Annotated in this window: 15 protein-coding genes and 1 riboswitch; of the genes, 7 read left to right on the forward strand and 8 right to left on the reverse strand. The window is 58.4% G+C overall.

What is annotated here, in order from left to right:
* On the reverse strand, nt 1-1,575 hold the full coding sequence (gene nikA, locus EGJ22_RS06230; RefSeq protein WP_029886806.1) for a nickel ABC transporter substrate-binding protein: 1,575 nt from the start codon (nt 1,573-1,575) through the stop codon (nt 1-3).
* An 87-nt stretch (nt 1,576-1,662) separates the two neighbouring features.
* Between nikA and nikR the strand changes: the two genes are divergently transcribed.
* From nikR to EGJ22_RS06250, 4 genes are all read left to right on the forward strand, one after another.
* The gene (nikR, locus tag EGJ22_RS06235; RefSeq protein ID WP_029886805.1) at nt 1,663-2,079 is read left to right on the forward strand and encodes a nickel-responsive transcriptional regulator NikR; all 417 of its coding nucleotides are present in this window, start codon (nt 1,663-1,665) and stop codon (nt 2,077-2,079) included.
* Nucleotides 2,080-2,131: 52 nt separating this feature from the next.
* Nucleotides 2,132-2,339, forward strand: a riboswitch (cobalamin riboswitch).
* A 104-nt stretch (nt 2,340-2,443) separates the two neighbouring features.
* A complete protein-coding gene (locus EGJ22_RS06240) occupies nt 2,444-4,582 on the forward strand; it encodes a TonB-dependent siderophore receptor (RefSeq protein WP_080709240.1) in 2,139 nt (712 codons plus the stop codon).
* Nucleotides 4,583-4,630: 48 nt separating this feature from the next.
* Nucleotides 4,631-5,416 (forward strand): ABC transporter ATP-binding protein, encoded by a 786-nt coding sequence (locus EGJ22_RS06245; RefSeq protein ID WP_029886803.1) that lies wholly within the window; start codon nt 4,631-4,633, stop codon nt 5,414-5,416.
* Nucleotides 5,413-5,892, forward strand: a complete 480-nt coding sequence (locus EGJ22_RS06250; protein WP_177432060.1) for a hypothetical protein — start codon at nt 5,413-5,415, stop codon at nt 5,890-5,892. Before EGJ22_RS06245 ends, EGJ22_RS06250 begins: the two co-directional genes overlap by 4 nt.
* On the opposite strand, the gene EGJ22_RS06255 is transcribed toward EGJ22_RS06250, so the two are convergent.
* From EGJ22_RS06255 to EGJ22_RS06270, 4 genes are all read right to left on the reverse strand, one after another.
* Nucleotides 5,840-6,907, reverse strand: a complete 1,068-nt coding sequence (locus EGJ22_RS06255) for a TerB N-terminal domain-containing protein (RefSeq protein ID WP_029886801.1) — start codon at nt 6,905-6,907, stop codon at nt 5,840-5,842. The genes EGJ22_RS06250 and EGJ22_RS06255 overlap by 53 nt on opposite strands.
* A gap of 210 nt (nt 6,908-7,117) precedes the next feature.
* The gene (locus EGJ22_RS25945) at nt 7,118-9,454 is read right to left on the reverse strand and encodes an RNaseH domain-containing protein (RefSeq protein WP_029886800.1); all 2,337 of its coding nucleotides are present in this window, start codon (nt 9,452-9,454) and stop codon (nt 7,118-7,120) included.
* A 15-nt stretch (nt 9,455-9,469) separates the two neighbouring features.
* Entirely contained in the window at nt 9,470-12,544 is a 3,075-nt protein-coding gene (locus EGJ22_RS06265; protein WP_125920156.1) for a hypothetical protein, read from the reverse strand.
* The gene (locus EGJ22_RS06270; RefSeq protein ID WP_029886798.1) at nt 12,522-13,553 is read right to left on the reverse strand and encodes a hypothetical protein; all 1,032 of its coding nucleotides are present in this window, start codon (nt 13,551-13,553) and stop codon (nt 12,522-12,524) included. The genes EGJ22_RS06265 and EGJ22_RS06270 overlap by 23 nt, the downstream gene beginning before the upstream one ends.
* A 440-nt stretch (nt 13,554-13,993) precedes the next feature.
* On the opposite strand from EGJ22_RS06270, the gene EGJ22_RS06275 reads away from it, so the two are divergent.
* Nucleotides 13,994-15,409, forward strand: coding sequence for a hypothetical protein (locus EGJ22_RS06275; protein ID WP_102085141.1), 1,416 nt, complete (start codon nt 13,994-13,996; stop codon nt 15,407-15,409).
* Between the two features lie 306 nt (nt 15,410-15,715).
* On the opposite strand, the gene EGJ22_RS26070 is transcribed toward EGJ22_RS06275, so the two are convergent.
* From EGJ22_RS26070 to EGJ22_RS06290, 3 genes are all read right to left on the reverse strand, one after another.
* A complete protein-coding gene (locus EGJ22_RS26070; RefSeq protein WP_029886796.1) occupies nt 15,716-16,006 on the reverse strand; it encodes a hypothetical protein in 291 nt (96 codons plus the stop codon).
* A 92-nt stretch (nt 16,007-16,098) separates the two neighbouring features.
* On the reverse strand, nt 16,099-16,296 hold the full coding sequence (locus tag EGJ22_RS06285; protein WP_125920157.1) for a hypothetical protein: 198 nt from the start codon (nt 16,294-16,296) through the stop codon (nt 16,099-16,101).
* An 86-nt stretch (nt 16,297-16,382) separates the two neighbouring features.
* Nucleotides 16,383-16,697, reverse strand: coding sequence for a hypothetical protein (locus EGJ22_RS06290; protein WP_029886795.1), 315 nt, complete (start codon nt 16,695-16,697; stop codon nt 16,383-16,385).
* 259 nt (nt 16,698-16,956) lie between these two features.
* On the opposite strand from EGJ22_RS06290, the gene EGJ22_RS06295 reads away from it, so the two are divergent.
* Complete coding sequence (locus tag EGJ22_RS06295) at nt 16,957-19,074, forward strand: ATP-dependent endonuclease (RefSeq protein WP_223809656.1); 2,118 nt, start codon at nt 16,957-16,959, stop codon at nt 19,072-19,074.
* Nucleotides 19,071-21,074 carry a UvrD-helicase domain-containing protein gene (locus EGJ22_RS06300; protein WP_029886793.1) on the forward strand — a complete coding sequence of 668 codons (2,004 nt, stop codon included), beginning with the start codon at nt 19,071-19,073 and terminating at the stop codon, nt 21,072-21,074. The genes EGJ22_RS06295 and EGJ22_RS06300 overlap by 4 nt, the downstream gene beginning before the upstream one ends.
* Nucleotides 21,075-21,144: the final 70 nt, after the last annotated feature.

Raw genomic sequence — 21,144 nt, forward strand, 5'->3', positions numbered from 1 at the left:
TCAGGGCTCCTGCCTGGGTGTCATGGCCTCGAACGGCACGTCGAACAGGGTGCTGCCGAACTGCACGTGCGCCACCGAGTCACGCCGCACGCTGATGGCGGTGAGGTGCGAGATCGGCAGGTACACCGCCTGTTCGTGAAGGGTGGTGAGGATGAAACGGTACTGCTCGGCGCGTTCTCGCTCGTCGGTGCTGGCCAGTACCTGGCCGATGCGTTGGTCGAGCTCGTCCTTGATCGCCAGGCCGCGCTGGGCCATGTAGTCGGCGTGCCCGGCATAGCGCATCGAGCTGACGAACGAATGCGGATCGTAAGGAGCGCCCCAGGTATCGGCGAAGATCATGCCGAAATCACCGTCGCGCTGGCGGCGGACCAAGCCGCCTTCATCCACGGCGCGCAGTTCGATGTGGATACCGACCTTGGCCAGCTCGCCTTGCAGCACTTCGGCCAGGCTTTTCTGCAGGGCGCTGGTGCCGAGAAACACCAGTTCGATCGCAAGCGGCTTGCCGCCCTTGCTGCGCACGGACGCGCCGGGGGCGAGTGTCCAGCCTGCTGATTCCAGTACCTGTGTCGCTTGAACGGGGTCGTACGGATAAGGTTTCAGGCCGATGTCCGAGTACGGCATGTTGCTGGCGAACAGCGTGTCAGCCTTGGGTTCCAGGCCGTAGAGGATCTTGTCGATGATTGCGTGCTTGTCCACGGCCTCGTTGATCGCCCGGCGCACCGCCAGGTCGCGGGTGGCTCCAAGGCCGGTATTCATGGCCAGCGTGCGCGTGGCCAAGGGTGCCGACAATGCCGTGGCATAGCCCTGCTCGCGCAGGCGCACAAAGGTGCCAGCGGTGATTTCGCCAGCCGCACCTTGGATCAACTCCACTTCACCAGCCTGTAGCGCCAACGCACGGCTGTTGGGGTCGGGGATGACCTTTACCATGACCTCGCCGTAGACCGGCTTCGGCCCCCAGTACAGCGGATTGCGCACGAAGCGGTCGAACTCGCCCAGACGAGACTCGGCACGTACCCAGGGCCCGGTACCGACGGGCTGCCCAGGCTTGGCAGCGGGCGCGCCGGAGCGCAGCGGGCGAACCTGGGCCAGCTCCATCAGGGTGGGGTAGTAAGGGTGCTTGAGCACCAGGCGCAAGGTCAGCCGATCAGGGGCCTCTACGTGGTCGAGGGTGCTGACCAATTCCATCCAGCGGTGGCGTTGGCGGTTGGCCAGGACCGCATCTAGGTTTGCCTTGGCGGCCGCAGCATCGAACACAGTGCCATCGCTGAAGCGCACCCCGTCGCGCAGGGTGAAGGTGTAGGTCTTGCCGTCCTCGGACACCTTCCAACCGGTGGCCAGCCACGGCTCGACAGTACCGGCGTGGGTGTAGCGCACCAGCGGTTCATACACCATCGCCTGGGCGTACATCTGATTCGGCGAGTAGCCGCGCGGGTCGAGGGGGCCCGCGTTGACGGGCCAGGAGTACACCAGTGTCGGGTTTGGCGCCTGGATGTCGGCGGCTTGAGCGAAGGTGCTCGCCGCGACCCAGAAGATGCCCCACAGGGCGGGCTTTCGTTTGCCAGGCTGCTGCTTCACACTGCGTCCCCCACTTCAACGGAGGCCGTAGGCTAAAGAAGGGTGGGTATGATGTCTATCTAAAATCATCTTACTGGAAGTTACAAAATGCAACGGATCACCATCACGCTGGACGAAGAGCTGCTGGATCTCATCGACCGGCGGGTGGAGGCGCAGGGCTATCAAGGGCGCTCGGAGGCCATTCGCGATCTGCTGCGCAGCGGCCTGCGTGAAGCCGAGGCGTTGCCCGACGAGGCCCCGTGCGTGGCGGTGGTCAGCTATCTGTACGACCACGCCAGCCGCGAATTGCCTAAGCGCCTCAACCAGACCCTGCATGCCCACCATGAACTGACGCGCTCGACATTGCACGTGCACCTGGATGCCGGCCGTTGCCTGGAAGTTTCGGTGCTGCAAGGGCCGAGCGGGGCACTTGACCGCCTGTCCCGACAATTGACGGTGGAGCGTGGAGTCGAGCATGGGCATGTGCATGTCCTTCCCGCGCCACGGCATGGGGAAGATGAGTGAGCCCGTCCCTTGGGTTGCCGCCTGCGCTTGACGTAGCGGCACTTTGATGTTCCCCTGCGCGCCTGTTTCAGGTGCCCCTTGCCGTCGAGCCTGGGGTGAAACGGGAAGCCGGTTCGTCATCGCGTGATGATCAGTCCGGCGCTGCCCCCGCAACGGTATGCGAGCGAAGCATTCGAAAGACCACTGTGCCCTGGCATGGGAAGGTGAATGCTTCATGACCCTCGCGAGCCCGGAGACCGGCCTGAAGCATGTATAGGCAACCCGCGGTGGGCGGGCGCAGGCCGGTTTGCGTAGGCGCACGCCTGCGTTTCCCTGTGCGTTTATCCCTCCGGGCTTCTTCCATTCCTGCTTCAAGTGGAACGACATGTCCCGACTTTCGCTGTTCAGTCCTTTGCCCGCTTCTGTACTGCGTGCCAGCCTGGCGCCCTGCCTGTTGCTGTGCGTTTCGGCCCAGGCCGCCGAAACGGATCAAGCCCTGGCCTTGCCGGCCACCGATGTGACCGGTGTCGCAGTGGTGAACCCTCAGCCAGACCTGCATACGCCGACCACCAGCGGCTCGCGCCTGAATCTCACTGCTTTGGAGACGCCTGCCAGTGTCACCAGCATCAGCTCGGCGCAAATCCTCGAGCGCAACAATGCCAGCGTCCAGGACGCGGTGACCCGCTCCCCCGGTATCACCTTCATCGGCGCACCCGGCAACGGAGGCACGGCCCTGTCGGCGCGGGGCTTTACCGGGCACAGTTCGACCATGCAGTTGTATGACGGCACCCGCCTGTATGTCGGTGCGGGCACGGTCACCTTCCCGGTAGACACCTGGTCGGTCGAGCGTATCGACATCCTGCGTGGCCCGGCGTCGGTGCTGTACGGCGAAGGCGCCACCGGCGCGGTGGTAAACGTGGTGCCAAAAAAGCCGTTCGAGGGTGAGATCCGTAACCATCTTCGCCTGGGTTACGGCTCTGATGATCGTCGCCAGATGGCCCTGGACAGCGGTGGTTCGCTGAGCGATACCCTCAGCTACCGGCTGAATCTGAACAAACTGGCCAGCAACGGCTGGGTCGACCGTGGCGATTCGCAGAGCCTCGCCCTAAGTGGCTCGCTGCGTTGGCAACCGAACGACGACCTGAGCGTCACCCTCAGCCATGACTACGCCGACCAGGACCCTCAGCAGTATTTCGGCACGCCGCTAGTGAACGGGCATTTCCGTGAGTCGCTGCGCGACCACAACTACAACGTCGACAATGCCGAAGTGCACTACAACGACCAGTCCACGCGGTTGGTCACCGATTGGCAGATCAACGACAACCTCAGCGCCAGCAACCAGCTGTACTTCCTCAAGGTCCAGCGCCGCTGGCGCAATGCCGAAAGCTACACCTGGCAACCGGGTGAACAGATCCTGCGCAGCAACTTCATCAGCATCAAGCAGACCGAGGAGCAGATCGGCGACCGCCAGACCTTCACCCTGCAGCACTCGCTGTTTGGCCTGGACAGCCAGACGGTGGTCGGCGCCGATTACAACTCCATCCGTTTCGTGCGTAAGCACGACTTCGGCAACACCCTGAGCGACACCGTGCCGCTGTCCGGTTCCGGGGGTGGCGAGTACATCAGCAACGACCCGTTCCGCAGCCGCGAAGCCAACCAGGCCAGGCAGTTCTCGCTGTTTGCCGAAAACCGCACACAGTTGACCGAACGCCTGTCGCTGATCACAGGCGTGCGCCGCGACCAGGTGCACCTGAACCGCAAGGACTTGCTCGCCGACACCCGCAGTGATCGCAGCCTGTCGGGAGACAACTGGCGGGCGGGGCTTGTGTTCGCCCTGACCGAGGACCTGTCGGTCTACGGCCAGTACGCCACTAGCACCGAGGGCGTGAGCAACCTGCTGACCCTCAACGCCGCCCAGCAGCAATGGGACCTGAGCACGGCCAAGCAGACCGAGGTCGGCCTCAAGCAGATGCTGCCCGAAGGGCGAGGGGAGTGGACGCTGGCGGCCTACCACATCGTCAAGAAGAAGTTGCTGAGCACCGACCCACTGAACCCTACTTTGCAACAGCAGGTAGGCCAGCAGTCATCGGATGGCCTCGAGGCGACCCTGGAACTGCGCCTGCCGTACGACCTGCAACTGTCGGCGAACGCGGCCTGGGTACGGGCCAGGTACGACGAGTTCGCCAGTGCTGGCAACGACTATTCGGGCAACCGGCCGATCAACGTGCCACGGCGCATGGCCAACCTGTGGCTCAGCAAGGACTTCGGCGAGCGCCTCAGCGCAGGCGCCGGGGCCCGTTACGTCGACAGCCGCTATGCGGACAACGCCAACACCGTCAAGGTGCCAGGCTACACCGTGGTCGATGCCAACTTCGACTGGCACGTGCAAGCGGACCTGACCTTGGGCCTGCAGTTGAACAACCTGTTCGATCGCCAGTACGCCACCAGCACCGACAACAATGGCCGGCAGTGGTACCTGGGCGAGCCACGTTCGTTCTTCGTCACGGCGGACTACAGCTTCTGACACTGTTGCACCGGCCAGTCGACCGGTGCCTTGCTGAGGTGGCACGGCATGACAACGCTGAATATCGAAGCCCTGGACTGGACGTTGAAGGCGCCGGGGCGCCAGCCAAGGACGCTGCTGCAAGGCGTGGACCTGCGGGTTGGCGCCGGTGAGTTCGTCGGCCTAATCGGCCCCAATGGCAGCGGCAAAAGCAGTCTGCTGCGCTGTGCCTATCGGGCCAGCGAGCCCAGCGCCGGACGTGTGCGGGTTGGCCAGGATGACATCTGGCAACGCCCGGCGCGCTGGTGCGCGCAACGCATCGCCGTCGTGCTGCAAGAGTTTCCCGAGGCATTCGGCTTGAGCGTCGGCGATGTCGCCAGCCTGGGCCTAGCGCCACACAAAGGCCTGTTCGACGGCGACAGCGCCGCGGACGTGCAGCGGGTCAACCAGGCGCTCGCCCGGGTCGGGCTTGGTGCCCACGCCGATCAGCCTTTCGCCACGCTGTCCGGTGGCGAGAAGCAGCGGGTGTTGCTGGCGCGGGCCCTGGTGCAGGCACCCGGGCTGCTGATCCTCGATGAGCCGACCAACCACCTCGACCCGCGCTATCAGCTGGAGCTGTTGCAGCACCTGCGCGGGCTGGAATTGAGCATCATCGCCAGCTTTCATGACCTGAACCTGGCCGCAGCTTTCTGCGATCGGCTGTATGTCATCGACGAAGGCCGCATCGTCGCCAGCGGCACGCCCAATCAGGTGCTGACCCGAGCCCTGCTCAAGCAGGTGTTCGGCGTCGATGCCCTGGTCGACCCGCACCCGCTGCATGCCTACCCGCGAATTACCTGGATCACCCAACCATGAACCTGCGCTACCTGATCGGGCTGCTGGCAGCCGTGATTGCATTGCCGGCCACGGCCAGTGACTATCCCTTGAGCGTGCGCAGTTGCGCGCGCGATGTGACCTTCGCGCAAGCCCCGCAACGGGTGGTGGTGCACGATGTGAACATGACCGCCATGCTGCTGCACCTGGGCTTGCGCGAGCGAATCGTCGGCTATACCGGTTTTACCTGCAACAAGCACCGCGATCCGTGGATCGACCAGGCGCTCGACGGCGTGCCGCAGTTGGCCAGCCGCTACCCTTCGATTGAGACCTTGCTGGCGGCCGACACGCAGCTGTTCTTCGCCGGCTGGAACTACGGCATGCACGTGGGCGGGCCGGTCACGCCGGTGACGCTCGCGCCGTTTGGCATTGCCGTGTACGAACTGAGCGAATCGTGCTCCTGGGTCATGCCGCAGCCGCGTGCCAGTGTTGAGGATGTTTTGCGAATTCGTTTTTGAAGAGCTCTGCGAATTGCTCCGGACACCGGGTCACGGGTGTACGCCTGGAAATGTTGGGTTCTGCAAGCGCCCAGGCCAATGCCCAGCTCGGGTTGAGCGGATACTTGTCCACAGCCATCTGACCCAGCGCAACGCGCAGTGACATCGGCAGCTCATAACCGTCTGTGGAAGTGGCGGCGGGCTCACTCATGTAGCTTTGAGGTTGAACAGAACCTGTGTCGATATGGGCGAGGAAGCGAGTAGCGTAGCTGCGGAAAGAATTGTTGTCGCCGTAAAGACCAAGCAAGCGCTCGACCTCAGCCTTGATGGCTGGGATCTCTGCCTTGGCCTGAGGGTCAGTCGGTGCATCGACCAGCGCGCGGCGTTCAAGCCCGTAGAAAAACAGGAACACATAACCTGCATCGGCAGGCTGGCGGCGACCGCCTGCCAACCATTGCAGATACGCTCGCCGCGCCTCAGGCGTGATGCTTCGGTAGCTTGGCCAATAGGGCATCTGCCGCTCGGTGAGGTTCATAGGTGAGCGTGCGACTCGAAGCGTAGCATCGATCAAGGACGGTTCAGTTTGGCCGAATTGTGTCGCTCGTTCGGTGATGTAGAGCATTCCGCCTGGGATGGCCAGCCCAGCCACGTTGATGGACTCACCTTCAGCAAGCCAACGAACCCCCGTGGGCTTAGCACTTGGCTTTGGGATGGCGTAGCTCTGACTATCGCTGGACGAGCCGATTTGGACGGTATGGAAATCTCGCTCGCGGGTATTCGTGCTGAACTGGACGGTTACTGTGGGGGAGGTTGCTTGTCGAGAAGACGCAGCGTTCTCCGCGGCAATATCGTCTTCAGGAACGTAGGGCTTTGCCTGGGTGGTGCGCCTGACCACCCATACCAACACGCCTATGCCCAGGATCACCCCAAGGGCGATCCATACCTGTTTTGGAATCTGTGCCAAGAGGGCAACGACGAACAACAAGGCGTACAGAGCGATCGACCCGCCGCCGCCCCCTTTGAGCTTCCGTGGCATATGAGTGTTCCGTACAGTTGGTAATAGCCAAGTGACATTCTTGCGGATTTTTCGAGGGCGGCCAAGCTGAACAGACGAAGGGATTGCTCGAAAAATTCTGGTCTGGGTCGCCAGTAGAGTTGGTCTACGAGACTCAGGCAGAGCATTCTGCTATCGCGGCTTAGGAAACTACGACGCTGGTCTTCTTACGACACCAACTCTACGGGCATCTTAGGCAAATGAGTTTCTCTGTGCTTCAACGTAGGGGTGGTCAACCGCGATCTTCTTCCCGAGGTGCATAGGGCCCGGCAACCGGATGTACCAGTCCCAAAGCGGCGCATGACGGCATAGAAGACCGATGCCTTCCGCCACAACGGCTTCACTCTGGAAAGCGCCGGGCTGGAGGACAACCAGTTCAGTCACGCCTAGATGATGCCACGGCTTATCCAGCCCTTCATCTGCACTGTATCGATTGGCATTGCGATGAGAGGGTTCTTTGTTGTAATGCCTGGATGGCGAAACAAAGTAGTGAACGCGGTGGTCGTCCTCTGCGCTGTAGAGCCCGATGTGATTGCCGATATGCGCCGGAGTAGCTGGCGATTTCGAATGGTTGCCGGTCACCAGCGCGCTGTTCTCATCGCAACGTACCCTGACGACGGCCGCATCAGTTGGTATCGGAGGAAGATCCCCGGCAGGAGCGTCCTGCAGCGCTTTGTAGATTCGAGCTAGCCCCTTGTCGAGGCATACAATCAACGGTTGCTCCAGAGCACGTCTTGGCGCAAGGAAAGCTTGATCGACCAGGCGCATGACCTCCTGCTCGCTGAAAAGCTTCCTGGTGCTATGGATGAGGGCAGCGGCATCGCCATACGGATACCAACGGCCAACCGAGCCATCCCCATTGCTTCCCCAGAAAACCTCCGCTCTCTGACTGCGGGTTTCAATGCGTGTGATGACCGGCAGATGAACATACCCGCCTTCCTCTGATATGCGTTCCAGATACACAGACAGGATCATGGTATTCGGGGCCAACCGCGGTGCTTCCGGAAGCGGCATTGGAATAAGCCCATGCAGCCGAATGCACTCGATCAATGCGTTCAGCGCCGGATGATCTGCATCGAGCTTCCCCCGACGCACTCGTCTGACGGGAGGATGGAAGATGAACTGGGTTCGAACGCCGTGGCGAGCGAACAGATCACGCAATTTGTGCTTGGAATCGCTCAACTTGTTCCTCGCCAGTTCTGGCGTGGTTTCGACGATGACCACTTGCGCCGAAGTACGCTGTATTTCAGGAAGCACCTCTGATTTGAACCACGCTTCCATATTGGCATCGCTCTGACAAGGCTGGAGTAGGTACGTTGCGGTCTCCGGCACCGAGAGGCGTTTGAGTTCAAAAGATGGGGCTTCAAGCCGCTTGAACAGCTTGGCCTGAGTCGCAAGATCCTGAGTGGCCACATGAAGACGCATGACAAGGTCAGCAGAAGCGGCAAGCACCATGACCGGTAGGGCTGGCAAAGTCGATTCACCGACTGACCGTTTTTGCCGGAAACCGGAAATCACCCTTTGCGCCAGCATCGGCTCGGTACCAGGTACGCATTCGGTGAGATGAAAACTGGCTTCATCAAAGAACAGTGGGCCGGCGCCAGCCCCAATCGCGGCGTTAGACGGAGTAGTCGCAAAAATGGGACGGATGCAGCTATCTGGGGGAATGTCTCCCTCAACGATGGCGGGCAGCGGATCATACCCAAGGTAACCTAGGATGCGGCTGGTGGGGTGCACGTAATGGGTCACCCACTTTCCATCAACGGCTGGGGGCGTTTTGACTCTACAGCAGACGATCCCGTTATTCGAATTCACCCAGGCATGTAGCTTCTTCCCCACCCAATTAGGCATCACTCGGTTGATATGCACCCTCAGGTCGAGGTAGGGCTTTTGATGTCCGGGGAGCAGGGACAGCTTCAGGTCGAGCACATGGTGGGCGATCTCTCCCTGCTCGGCCGCCAATATGGGAGTATCCCATGTCAGAAGCGTCATCCCGTCTCTGTTGTGTCGATAGTCCGCTGTCTCAAACAGTTTCACCGGTGCGCCTGGCTGGGTCTTCATGAGCTTGGCAGCCATGCGCTGCCCCACGAGCCATGGTACGACAGCGTAGGCACCGCCCTTGGTAGCACTTGGCGTGAATAACGTCTCGGCCTCCAGCGGAATCAGCTCTTTGACCACTAGGCGTTTGGCGATACCAGGAAGGCTATGGCTGTAGGACTTCAGCACTTCCTCCCCCCAAATCTCCAGTGCTTCGTTGAGTATGGAGAGGGGGATCTCATTGAGCATGAGCAACGCTGCAGCATCAGCCCGGGGCGACGGCCTGGCGTTGGCCTTCACCGGCCCCCTGGAAATCACGGCAAGCAGTTCTTGCAAGCCTCGAGTCGGAAGATTCCTCTCCTTAAATGGGGCTACCGCTTCGATCGCTCGCCAGGCGTCATAGAACTCTGGATCAACCACGGACTGGTAGACATGCCCCAACTGAGCAGGGTCGAACCGGAACAGATTAGTGCGAAGGTGCTTTGTGCTCATTGACGCATGCTCCCCTTATCGAATGTATTGCTCCATTGCACCGGCCATGCCGGCATGCTCCCGGCAGAAGTCATCCCATTCCCCATCTTTCTTCATATGCTGGATGCTAGCCCTCAGCAAATCAGCCCAGGACGTTTTGCCATCGACAAACGCTGCATCACCAAAATAGCAAGTGATGGGCGTTTCACCACGGCGCCCCCTACCTGCCAGCTGCGCCAGGTCGACCAAGATGTTCATGATCGTGAAGTGGCGGATGTTCTCCGGCTGGCTGGAAAAATTGGGCAAGGCGTACCGAATCGCATTGAGATTACGGTAAGCCAGTGACCTGGACGCAGCCATCGCCTCGCCGGGTGTTCTGTAGACGCCGAGGCTTTTACTGTTGTCATACGTAACATGCCCCAAGGTGTCAGCTGGATTGTCGGAGGGCGGAAGCGGTCGAACACACACAATGATGGCGCCGATAGCGGAGCGACCGTTGGGGTGGACAATGTTATGGCCACGCGCTATCGTTGACAGCGAACTCACTAGGAAGCGCTTCGCCTGATGCTCTCCGGTCAACAGCCCAGGCAGGTCATGATGGAACATGGCGCAATCTGCCGGCATTTCCGTTGGGCGGGCGGCAGCACTTTTGCCTCGAACCCATAGCACCTGTTCACCCAGACACCCCAAATCCTCTGATGGCGCTAGTTTGCTAAATGCATGACGCAGCGCTATCGCAAGCACCTCGGCATCTGAATCGCTGTTGGTTATCAGGACGAAACGGCCCCGGGTAGGATCCGCCTTCAATTGGGCCTGCAGCATTGGCGGCAAACACAAGGCAAGTTCTTCGGCCAGTTCTCTCACCTTGCGCTTTCGTGCCCTGGGTAGGCTTCCAGAAATCTGAGCTGTCGTTGCCAGGTTGCAGAAAGAAATCTGTCCCGAGGCATCCGGAACATCAATGAGGTCGTTCGCAGGCAGGTCATAACGGCTCGCACCTGGAAAGTGCGCGGTGGCCGAAAGCCCAATGAAAACGCGCTGTGCGTTTGAAAAAGCCAGGGAGGTGAGGTTGGGTAGAAACTGCAAAGTGGCGTGCGGGTCGCCCTTCAGCGTTTCCACATGCAGGGTCGCAGGGCCATGATCCCCAACCTGGTATTTGAATCCGCAGATGGGATGCTGGAGTGGCCCGTTACGAACAAGTGTTACTGTGGGAGTTCCCTCCAAAGCATTCTCCACCTCACGGGCGTCAGGGATGTCAGCCCAAATCAAATCCCGCATGTAGCGGTGGAGTATGGCTATCTGCTCCTGGATAAGGCCCAAAGCTCCGCGCAGGATCAGCGCCGCCTTCATATCTCCTGATTTGGTTCCCGCTTTCCGAATGTGTCCTGCATCAGAAAGCCGTTTGAGGATATTGGTCAGTTGGCGGATTATATCTGCTGGCGCTCGGGCTTCCTTGATGCCCCAATAGGTCAAATTGTCGTGCAGGTCATGCAGCTCTTTCGGCACTGACCGATCATTCAGGTGGTACAAGGCTTCAAGCATGTCATGGTCGACCTGGAGCGTATGCTGCAACATCTTGTCCTCGGACTGAGGCCATCGCATGCCATGGCTAGGCCATCGAAAATGCTTTTCATCGCACAGGTCGAGTATTTCATCCGGTGTTTGCGCAGTGAAAGTCAGCGCCCACTTCAAGACGTTGAACTTGCTCTGCTTCATGCCCTGGATTCCGGGACGGCTGTCGACCTCCGTCCGCAGGCGAGCAAGCGCCGTGTCGTGTCGTTTTCCTCCCAGTTCCAGGGTTGTGGTGCAATTCTTGATCGTACGGCTGAGCAGCCCATCAATCTCATCCACTAGGAAAATCGATTTAGTGCGAAGCAAAAGCTCCAAGTAGCTGCGCCTTGAACCAAAACGGTCGCTGTCCTCAAGCGGGATACTGGTCGAGGCCGCGAGCAGGGCGTCGTGATTCACCACCACGATGTCAGCTTTCAGCGCGCCGGCAAGCATCGAGGTCTTCCCACATTTGAAGAGGAATGGGCAGTGCGCGATTTTTGAAATGCGCTTATTGCCCTGGCCTATCGATTCCACTAATCGAAGTCCAAAACACGGCTCCCTAGAGGAGGGGATCGGTACTCCATCACTGGCATGCCCCTGTAGCAGGCAAATATGCTCATACGGTGGAGATTGGCCACCTGCATCGAATTGCCGCGCGGCAATCTCAGCCAGGCGACGTTCGCCGTGCAGAGGAGCCACTGTCAGGTGTGGGGCGATGATACTGAGCGAGTCTCTCAACTCGGCGGTCAATCCCTCCACTTCCAGCAGCCCGGGCACCACGAGCACGACGGATTCACCTCGGCAAGCAGCATCGATGGCCATCATGACCACCAACACGGTTTTGCCCGAGCCGGTAGGTGCATTAACCCGATAAAAAATTCCCGCTGCTGCCTCCACGCTGCGCTCGCGCCGCAAGATGTTCTGCAAGCTTTTCAGATGGCTCCCATGTAAGAGAGGCGAAGCGTCCAGTTGCTCAGCGATAGCCTTGAGCGCCGCGTAACTCCAGTGAGCCTCATGAGCTTCCGGCCGGACGGGAATCGGCAGTGTTTGATCAGGCGGGGGTAACGCTGGAAGATCACTTTCATCAAACGAATAGTATTGGTAGCGCTCGCCAAATTTAGCTCGCACGTCAAAACCCCTGTCGACAGGAATTTGCTTGCGAGTAGGGGGCTGGTGCCGGCGAACAATTTGTAGGTAATCCTGGATCAGATCCCCCGCGTCCAAGACTTGAGCCAGCCGGTAGCGATGGTCAAATGTGAGCCTGACCAAGTCTGGATCGTCGACAAGAATGAAGTAGCTGTGAGGCTGCAGCATCACACTCTGGGCGGTGTACAGAAAGACCCGTGGCTCCGTAATTTCCGGATGTATAAAGCGCAGCGCAACGGCCAAGGACGCCTGCTCCTCCCTCGTTAGAGCATGAAGTCCTCCCCAATGAGCCAATTGGCCAGAAGCCAGCGCCGCAGCATCTCCAATGGTGGGAGTATTGCCCACATCTCGGCAAGCGATGGCCAAAAAGAGAATGCAGCCGGCCTCGACACGATCACGCTCGGCGCTTGAGTTCATTGAGGCAACTGCTGTAGGTATGAATGTATGGCCCCAAACGCTCTCTCAGTGCAGGCAGAGATCGAACCTGGTAGTCGGGAATCACAATCCAGCGATTTGGCCCACGGCTGGCAGGCTGCAGGTGTGCTTCAAGGGCTTCGGGGTAGCGCCACACCTTGGCGTCCAAATCCAGGGGCATACCACCTACGTCGATGCGCACGTCCGCCTCATCGACATCCGGCCACAGCGTTGGAAGAAAGCCCATCACGCGCAGGCCTTTAGCGAGCTGAATCTCCAGCAATCCGGGTAGCAAAGTGAACTTCCAGTAGGCATCTTGCAGTACCAAGGTCTCATCGTTGACCACCTGGCCCTTCAGGCTATTGCCATCCAACCGGTTGATGACCTGGCGGCGATGCAGGTCGAAGATGCTTCCAGCGTGCTCGCACCACTGCGAGGGGCACGCTATGTGGGACTGAGTGATCGTCATTGGCCAGTGGCACGAAGGGCACAGGTACATCTTGCCGGCAAGCACCTCATGGCGTTCCGGTGGCCTGTAGAGGTCTTCCACGGAAAGGTCGAGAGGCTGAAACAACACGCGAAGCGGGTGGCGGGTTGTCTTGCCATTCAATACCAGGAACTCCCGGAAGCTTCGGTACAGCTCATCACCCTCAGGGATTGCCTTGCAAATGTCCCTCACGCGACGAATCAGATGCTGGGTCTGCTCGTACTGCTCCCGGGTATTAAACTCCAACAACAGCTCTGTGCAGGTTCGGGTGGGGGTATTAGAGGGTGCTAGAAGCACGCCAGTGAGCTTCCCGCGGATCTCATCCGGCAGCCATGCCTCTAGAGGGCGACGGAAATTGACTTCCAGCTCTTGTGCCGTCATCACAATATGGTCTGGGTGCAATCGGTGGAGGTGGGCGCTGGCCTGCCTGAGCAGCTCAAATCCCTCAACACGATTGCGCGCGCACTTTGACGCTGCATCGGCAAGCCTCCACAGGAGATTTCTCCGGTATGCTTCTCTGTCCAAGGGATGGTGCTCCTGTAATCCCAAGAGTCGCTAGCCCCCCGCTAATCGCCTTGCAGAGGCCTTTGTACCCGCGACGATTGAGGCCTGTCGTTCAATACTGGCTCATTCATTCGTTTTTGCCAGTATTGACTGACCATGCGGCGTGATAACAGTAGCCCGCCAGATCGCCCCTGCTGAGTCAGTGCTCCAGGATTTCACTCATGACTCATGAGCAGGGCTTCCTCCAGCGCAACGGCTAGCGCTTCAGCGCCGCACATCAGCATAATGACTCCCGCATCTGCAGAGCGAGCATGCTGCAGTGGAGCTGGCCATTATCCGATCGTTCAATGGCTACAGCTTTATCGGCCTGAGATAATCCCAAAGCAGATACCAATTCGTTTTCCTCGCAGGGGAGGGTGTCGTCGACAGCCGATAGTCCCATTTCGACGCGAGGATGCTTGGTGGCCTTAGCGTTTATTTTTCCATATGGCACGGCATGGGTAGATATGGATATTGGCTTCGTAGATTTAGACATCCTAGTCACAAAAATTCGAAATCCCGCTTCCAAGCGTTACTTTCTCGATGCTATCAAAGCCTACAAAGCCGGAGCCCTAAGGGGATCACTCACTTCACTTTGGGTTGCATTAGCCTACGATTTGATCGCCAAGTATCGTGAGATCAGCGCTCAAGGAGATGCAGCTGCTGCTCAATTCATCAAGCAATGGGACGCTGCCACTGCAGCTGACAATATTCCTAAATTATTGACGCTGGAAGGTGAAATTCTTGACCATGCGACGGACACGACGCAGGTTCTTGACCCTATTGCCAAGCGTCATTTACACCGTCTGCGACTAGATAGACACCTGTGCGCACATCCTGCTTTCTCAGCCGAAGCTGAGCTTTTTGAACCATCACCAGAGCTGGTGAGGCTTCACCTTGTCAATGTCATCGATTGCGTACTGTCGCGTGAGCCGCGCCAAGGAAAAGCGATCTATGACATTTACAGCCTGGATGTCCAGTCAGCTGGGTTTCCGACATACCCTGACCAGATCCATGAATATGTGGATCAGCGGTATTTGAAGCGCATCAAGACACAGAATTTGCAAAATTTTGGCACAGTTTTGGGCAAATCATTATTGAAAGGGACTCCCCCTGAGTGGGAGACGCACCAGCAAAAAATTGCCCATACCTTAATGGCTCTGCGCAATAGGGCTCCTGACGCTTGGCCTGATATTTGTACAGCAATCCTGAGGCTCATTGACAACGCTGAGCCTGCATCACGACCTCGTGCAATCTCCCTGCTGGCGGTGTTCCCTGCGTTCTGGTCACAACTGGAGCCTGCAACCCAAACCGCGCTCGTTGAAACTGCCGCGAACTTTGATCCTACGAACGCGCCTGATTATCGGACTCTCGCTGGCGTTTCAGTACCTGCCTTGCGAGAAGGCTTGCTGAACGTTATCCAAGACATGAGTGACGCTCATCTTGAGCAGGTGATCAGCGTATCGCCGATTCCAGAACTGTGGGATCGGGCTGTCTCGAGCTACGGCGAATCAGGAAGTTTCAGGGGGTCAGAGATCCGCTTCCGCAGTCTGCTTGCACCATTCTCCGGAAGGCTCACCAGCCCACAGCTTGACCTTCTCCTGGCTACGCTCATGAGCAACAGCCAATGCTGGAATGCTGCCGCCACTGAGGGCCTTCTGCTGGGGCTGCTTCGGGACGCTGAACCACATGACTTACCAAGTAATCAAGCTAAGGACAGTTTTTTCCAGGAAGCTGTCCGGAAGAGCGCTTACTCCCAATTTACGAATGTTTTCAGCTTTTTCATCAGCCACGGCTGGATTCGGCCGCAACCAGAGGTCGATGACGACCCTGAGTAGCCGTTAGTAAGCAGATTGAGTGTCCCGCCATCCTGGCGCGCGTAGAGAGATAACCGTTCATCGGCAAAACCTATATGTTAGGTTAAGCATATATTGAAAGCACTACATATTGGGCTAGGTTGTGTTTGAGAGCCTACATATGGTGTTTTGCCATGAATGAAGCCCATATCGAGAAAGCAGCGACCGATCTGCTCATGCAGATTTACCGTGATCGCCGGTTCCTGTGGCAGATCAAGATATTCCGTCGATGATGATGCTCAGCCCCGGATCGCTGCCATGGTCTGCGGCTACGACTACCATGAGCATCTAGGTGTGACCTGGGTCGTAAAGCGTACGGCCGTATTGAGCCAATCCAATGCCAAGGTTGCCCAGCGCCATACCCAGGATCTGATTGTCCTCCAAGGCGTTGCGCCATTCCCCAAGCGCCTCGATCCATCGCCCACACGCCTTGAGCGTATTGCCTAGGTTGCAGTAGATTCGGGAGCGAAGCATTGGTGCCAGCTCTTTAAAGCCTGAGTGATGTAATGAGGCGCGCAGGAAATAAAGCTGTTTGAGCAGAGCAGGGTGGTCAAGGGTATCGTCCTTCCATGACTGCACCACCAGCTTCCTGAGCGCGGCCCATGCATTGGAACATGAGTAGTAAACGAGGCATCCGTTCTCCGGTTCGACGCGCGAAGCCACAACCTCCGCTAGCTCTGTCGCATGCCGCAGACGCCTTCATCGCCGCCATCCACTGCAGCATCGATCAATGAGTCATAAAGGCGCCGAAGACGAGGAGCGTCGCCTGGGCTGCAGAGCTGTTCATTCAATGCCTTCAGAAGGTGAGAGCGGTCGTCGGCGTGGGGTTCATAACCCTGCTCAGAAAAACGGCTGGCGAAATCGTCCATAGGCAATCACTGCGATGAGGAGCTGATGATCTTAGCTGCCTTAGCCGACCGTCTAAGTCAAAACCCTGTCGCTCTCTCATGGCCGGCTACGAGGCACTCAACAGTTTTTCAAGCTGCGCATGCTCCCAAGTGCTCAATAACTCTACAGGGTCAGTGCTGTACGACTGCGACGAATTGAAAACGTACGCGCGGCCATCAGGGCTGTAGCAGCTGTCGCAGTAATCGAGGGCGTCGCAATCGTTGTAGAACGTGAGCACCCAGCCATCGGCCTCGACAGTCATCAAGCCACAGTAGATTTCAGCCCACGACTGCTGGCCAATGCGGCGCATCGTGCGAACCCCTAGGGCAACGTCTCGCAGGATTTGATAGGCCTCGCGAGCTGTTAGTGGTTTTGCTGCCAAACGGGAATACCTGTGCACATTGGGGCTTTCGGCCTGTTCGCGCCCGGCCTGGGCCGACAGCATGGTAAATGAAACTTGGCGTCTTGGGCGGGTTACGCGGCCATCAATTAGGGCTGAACTGATACCCGCGACGGCTACACGACCAGGCGGGTATGCCGAATGACCAAGCCCCCGGTAGGAACCGGTCGAATCGTCTAGCCCCAGTGGATTTTTCATGGCATATAGCTAGCACATCCAGGGAGGGATGGTGTCGGCCAGGTTGACGCTCAGCAACCCTCTCCCTGCCACTGAATCAGGTGAGGGCAGCGCTGTGCATCTTTCGGCTTTGAAAATCGAAAACTTCCGCCAGTTCGGCCAAGGCGGTCATGCGTTGAACATCCAGTTCAACGAAGGGGTGACTGCCCTCGTAGGTGAAAACGATGCGGGCAAAACCGCAGTCATCGATGCGATTCGCTACGTACTGCAGACACGTGATGCTGAGTATCTGAGGCTTCAGATCGAGGACTTTCACATCGCCAGCGATGGCACCCAGGCGGAAGCCATCACTCTCAGGTGTACGCTGGAAGGACTGAGCTCCGCGGAACTCGGCGCTTTCGCTGAGTACGTGACCTACAAGGATGGTGTTGGGAGGCTCTACGTTCACTGGTCGGCTCGCCGCATCGTTGCCTCTGCCTCGACTCGTAAATGGGTCGACATCTCGATTCGTTCGGGTGAAAACGGAGAAGGCCCGTCCTTGGACGTGGGTGTACGGCAACTACTGGCCACCGCGTACCTAAAACCGCTGCGCGACGCAGAACGAGAGATGTCGCCGGGCAGAAACTCCCGCCTGTCTCAAGTACTCAGTAGTTTCCCGAATATTGACGCCGGCAGCGCCTTTGATCCTGCGGCGCTTCCAGCTGACCTTGCTGACGCTGAGGCCCTCAGTATTGCAGGTATGGGCGACTATCTTCGCCATCTGGTGAACAGCCACGGCGCCATCGTCTCCGCGCAGAAGGAAATCAACGACACCTACCTGCGTCCGCTCTCCCTTGCTGGCCAGCCACTGACAAGTCGCATTGGTTTCGGGGAGGCGGGAACGGATCCCGCCAAACTCAAACAGATCCTGGAGCGTTTGGAGCTGGGGCTGTTGGATCACGCCACAGGTCAAGCCCGCGGCGTTTATGGGCTGGGCTCGAACAACGTGCTGTTCATGGCCTGTGAGCTACTGCTGCTCGGTAAGGAGCCCGACGGACTTCCGTTGCTCCTCATCGAAGAGCCAGAAGCGCACCTACATCCTCAGCGCCAGCTCCAGTTGATGGAGTTTCTTGAGGCTGCGGCTCAGCCAGCTACAGGCTTGAGGCAGGTTCAAGTCATATTGACCACGCACAGCCCCAACCTGAGTTCGAAAATTCCGTTGCAGAACCTGGTTCTGATGCAGCGGCAGCAGGCGTTCTCCCTTGCAGAAGAGCAAACCTGCCTTGCTCCTGACGACTATCGCTTCCTCAGCCGCTTCCTAGACGCGACCAAAGCGGGTCTGTTCTTCGCCAAGGGATTGCTGGTCGTAGAAGGCGATGCCGAAGCCATTCTGTTGCCGTCGCTCGCTCGGCGACTTGGCAAAGATCTCACCAAGCATGGCGTATCGATCATCAACGTGGGCGGTGTTGGTTTGCGGCGCTACTCGAAAATCCTGCAGCGAAAAGACACCTCCAAGGGCGAGATATCCGTGCCTACAGCCTGCATTACGGACATGGACGTGATGCCGGACTGTGCCCCCGAGATTTTGAGTCTAAAGGGAGTAAAAGGGGCTGCATGGCCAGACAAAGCCGATCGACGCTGGCGCGCGATGAAAGACTTCGGTGCCACACCGCTTGACCTTGAAAAAGGACTCAAGGATCACCGCGACAAGCGAGCAGAAAGTGACGGGCAATGTGTGCGCACATTCGTTGCGGATCACTGGACGCTTGAGTACGACCTGGCGTTCAAGGGGCTTTCGAAGGAAGTCCACCATGCCGCATACCTGGCCATCAATGAGGAAAAGATCGACGAAGGCAAGGAGACCAAGGTCACGCTGCTGAAGAAGGCGCGAACAGCTTTCGACAAGATCCAGACGACCTATGCCACCGAGGATGCAAGGTGTTCCGCGATCTACAAACTGTTCAAAAGAGCTTCTAAAGCGATCGCAGCCCAGCACCTGATCGATTTGATCGACCAGCGGTTTGAAAACAAAACCCTGGACGCCACGACGCTGCGTGGGCTGCTGCCCACTTATGTTGTCCACGCGATCGAGTACGCAACCGGAGGTGCCGCACTGACCACAACCTCCAGCCCGGCTCACACTCTCGTGGTGTCGGCAGCACCGGCAGGCTCAGCTGATCCGCTGGAAGAGGTCGCCGAATGACGCTTAGCCAACTGGTTGCCCCCATCACTGATGCCGATGTGGATTGGGTCATCAAGCTCATGGGGCTGGAAACGCTGGACGAGCCTCGTCGTGATTTCTTGAAATCCATGGATACCATCGATGTAGCGGCTTGCCCGGGGAGCGGCAAAACGACCCTGGTCGTGGCGAAATTGGCCATCCTGGCTCGCCATTGGAAGAGCCGTATGCAGGGTATCTGCGTGCTTTCACACACCAACGCGGCCAGGGAAGAGATCGAGAAACGCCTCGGCGGTACGGAAGTAGGTCAACGGCTGCTGCGCTTCCCTCACTATATCGACACCATCCATGGTTTCGCCGGACGATTCTTGGCTTCACCATGGCTGCGCTCGAAAGGGATTGCACTGCAGGCCATTGACGATGACCTCACGCATAAGGCACGCCGAAGAAAGCTGACGGATAGCGAGCATTTTGGTGCTAAGACGGCCTTTGAGATGAAGCACAAAAGCCTCCACAGCTTGCGAGTCCGGTCTGCTGATTTCGATCATCCACTGGGGGATGAAGAAATCGGTTTTGCGCCACACACCGCCACCTACAAAAGTGTGGTGAAATCGCTGAGCGGCGCTGCCAAGGCAGGTTATTTCTGCTTCGATGAAGTGTTCGTGCTGGGCCACGCCTTACTCGACCAAGAGCCAGCTGTGGGCGGCGCATTGCGTCTGCGCTTCCCGTGCGTGTTGATCGATGAGATGCAGGACACCCAACCTGACCAGGCGGGCATACTGCAACGGGTTTTCCCCCACGATGACCCAGATGTTCGCGTCATCCGCGTTGGCGACCCAAACCAGGAAATCTTCGAGAAGAAGACACCACAGTCGGATCCGTTCCCTGACCCAAAGCGTCAGTTGGAGATCGCCAGCAGCTTCCGCTTTGATCAGGCCATTGCGTCGATTGCCAACCCGTTTGCCTATGTCCCGATCACAGATGGCTTGAAAGGGCTGCGGGCTGAAGGCGAACCCAGCACCATCCCGAACACGATCATCGTCTTTCCGGACAAGGATGCAACCGGAGTGCTGGACGAATTCGGCAAGCTGGTGCTGAAACATCTACCGGAAGATATCCGCGAGAAGGGTGTGTTCGCCGTCGGCGCCGTGCATCGGCTTGAGAACTTCAAGCCCAACCAGTACCCGAAAGCCTTGGAGCATTATTGGCCATCCTATCGGTCTGACACGACCAAGACGTCGTTCAAGCCCCGCACGTTTGCCGAGGGCGCACATATCGCGCGCCGCTATGCGATGAAGGAGCCCACGGCCAATTCAGCCGTTGAGCTTCTGGCCTCGTGTCTGATCAACCTCGGTGAGTTGGCTTTCCCTCGTAGCCTAGTTCAGATACGAGGTCGGCACCAAGCCGCTGTACATGAGAAATTCACGACCAAGCCCGAAGCCTTCGCTCGGTACCGCGAGTGTCTCCAGCAGATGCTGTTTGTGCCGTCCGAAATCACTCAGCAGGACTGGGTCAAGGTCATCGCACCGAAACTCATGGCGCTGGCTGCCGCGCTCTATGATTCTGAGGGTGTGGCAGCTGAAATCCTGGGCCGCCAATACCTTGCTTATGAGCCGGCTCCGGTTGCCACCGAAGCCGGAGAAACAGGGGGATCCCTTGTAAACACCTACCGTTTCCAGGATGTCTCCGCCGGCGTCGATATCCGGATGTCATCCATTCACTCGGAAAAGGGCAAGACACACGCAGCGACGATAATCTTGGAGACCTTTAGGGGCAGCCACTTCATCCAGAAACTCATGCCATATCTAGAGGGCAAAAAAGCAGCTGCCAAGAGGCCTCAGGAAACAGCGAAGAAGGACATGATGCTGATGTACGTGGGGATGACCCGTCCGTCGCACATGCTGTGCTTGGCCATACGCCAGAGTTCATTGGGGGAGGGTGCTGCAGGGGAAAAGCGAAGGGTGGCGCTTGAAAAAGCTGGCTGGTCGATTCTGGAGCTTGCAGCGTCAGCGCCTGCCCCTTAGTCGTCCACCGCCACTATGCAGACAGCAAAACCAAATTCTTCGCCATGAATGAACAACAGCAAGGATGCCG

Origin of the sequence: Pseudomonas sp. p99-361, from assembly GCF_003935475.1 — a bacterium.
Lineage (GTDB): Bacteria > Pseudomonadota > Gammaproteobacteria > Pseudomonadales > Pseudomonadaceae > Aquipseudomonas > Aquipseudomonas juntendi.